Source organism: Hydrogenophaga soli, assembly GCF_054777695.1.
The window spans coordinates 1-2,088 of the sequence record NZ_BAAHAK010000015.1 but is presented as its reverse complement, the minus strand read 5'-3'; the positions used below and the strand labels follow the sequence as shown (position 1 = coordinate 2,088).

The 2,088-nt window shown below is 63.6% G+C and carries 1 protein-coding gene and 1 pseudogene; both read left to right on the top strand.

Going from position 1 to position 2,088, the window contains the following annotated elements:
• Positions 1-154 (top strand): annotated as a pseudogene (locus ACYVB7_RS19130) (methyl-accepting chemotaxis protein); the annotation flags it as partial.
• Positions 155-410: 256 nt separating this feature from the next.
• Positions 411-2,088: methyl-accepting chemotaxis protein (locus tag ACYVB7_RS19125; protein WP_460510461.1), on the top strand; the 1,678-nt coding region annotated here is incomplete at its 3' end.

Below are 2,088 nucleotides of genomic sequence, written 5' to 3'. Positions count from 1 at the left end.
CCAGTTGAACCAGATCACCCAGCAAAACGCCAGCGCCTCGGAAGAGCTGGCCGCCACCGCCGAGGAAATGAGCAGCCAGGCCGACAACCTGCAGCAGCTCATGGCCTTCTTCAATTTGGGGCATGGGGTCCGAGGCGGCCGCAGCGCCATCTGAGCCCTTAAAAAGGCACGGACCACCAGCCGCCACCGGGGCGGCTGTGGCGCGTCAGTTCAGCCCAACTGGCCCGCATGCTGCCCGACGAGGTCACGCCGGGCTGATTTGACCTGCATCAAATCCCCCCACGGTATCCGGAAATCCTGACCCCCTTCATCAGGAAACACTGATGGTCTTACCCCCCCGGGGCATGGAAAGTCGCTACCTGCCCCGCATGGCGGGTGCCCGACATCCACCTTGTTGCCAGGAACGTTCCGTGACCCTCAAAGCCAAACTCCTCCTGCTGGTGGCGGCCGCCATTGCAGCGGTCTCGCTACTGACACTCCTGCAGTGGATCACCATGGGCCGCCAGCATGCCCTGGCGGGCATGATGGAGCTCATTGACGGAGGCGCCACCCAGGTGCTGACGCTGCGCAAACATGAAAAGGACTTTCTGCTGCGCAGCGACCGCCAGTACGTCGCCCAATTCACCCAGGTGGTGGGCGAGCTGGAACAGAACCTGGCGTCCTTGAACAAGGCGCTGCAAGAGCGAGGCATGGACAACCGCCAGGTGGTCGCCTACCGCGAGGCCTTGAAAACCTACAGCGACTCGTTCCAGGCGGTGGTGGCCATCATGGACAAGCTGGGGCTGGACCCCAACAGCGGTTTGCAAGGGCAGTTGCGCCAGGCCTCGCACCAAATGGAGCAGGCGCTGGAATCCCAAGGCAACAAGGCTCTGCGTGCCGACCTGCTGTTGCTGCGGCGGCACGAAAAAGACTTTTTGCTGCGGCTCGACACCCAGTATGTGGACAAGTTCAACCGCGACTTCGATGGGTTGCTGCCCACCCTGAAAGCGGCAGCCCCGCAGATGGCTCCCCTTCTGGAGCAGTATCGGCAGCACTTTTTGGCGTTGGTCGAAGGCTACAAGGCCTTCGGACTCGTCCCCACCGAAGGGGCACAAGGTGGCATGCGCAAGGCCATTCACGCCACCGATGAAATCGTCTCGCGCCTGGATGCGACGGTCGGCCAAGCCATTGATGACGAGCTGAGCGCCACCAACCGCAACGCCATCGTGCTGTCCCTCACCATCGCCGTGTTGCTGGCCGTGGGAGGCACCCTCATCATCCGCAGCGTGCTGCGGCAACTGGGCGGAGACCCGGCCCAGGTGGCCGACATCGCCAACCGGATTTCCGCAGGCGACCTGAGCAGCCGCATTCAATTGCCACCGGGCGACACCCGCAGCGTGCTGGCCGCCATGAAGTCCATGCAAGACAGCCTGATCGGCGTGGTGGCTGAAATCCGCGAGGTGGTGGCCGCAGCCAACAAGGGCGACTTCACCACCAAGATGAACCTCAAGGGCAAGGCCGGTTACACCCAGGACCTGAGCGAACTGCTCAACCAGCTCAGCGACACCGTGGACACCGCCTTCAAGGACACCATCCGCGTGGCCCGGGCCCTCGCCCGTGGCGACCTGTCGCAAAAGGTCACCCGCGACTGCCAAGGCGCCTACAACGACGTGAAGCAGGCCGTGAACACCACCGCCGAGTCCCTCACCGCCATCGTGGGCGAAATCCGCAACATCGTCGCCCTGGCCAACCAGGGCAGCTTCCACACCAAGATGGACCTGCACGGCAAGGCGGGCTACACCAAGGAGCTGAGCGAACTGCTCAACCAGTTGAGCGACACCGTGGACCAGGCCTTCAAAGACACCATCGACGTCGCCGCCGCCCTGGAGCAAGGCGACCTCACCAAGACCGTCACCCGCGACTACCAAGGTGCGTTCGATCAGGTCAAGCAAAGCCTGAACAACACCGTGGCCAAGCTGGCCCAGACCATTGCCGACGTCAACGCCACCACCGACACCATCGCCAGCGCCACCCAGCAGGTGTCTTCCACCGCCCAAAGCCTGTCGCAGGCCTCCAGCGAGCAGGCCGCCAGCGTGGAAGAAACCTCGG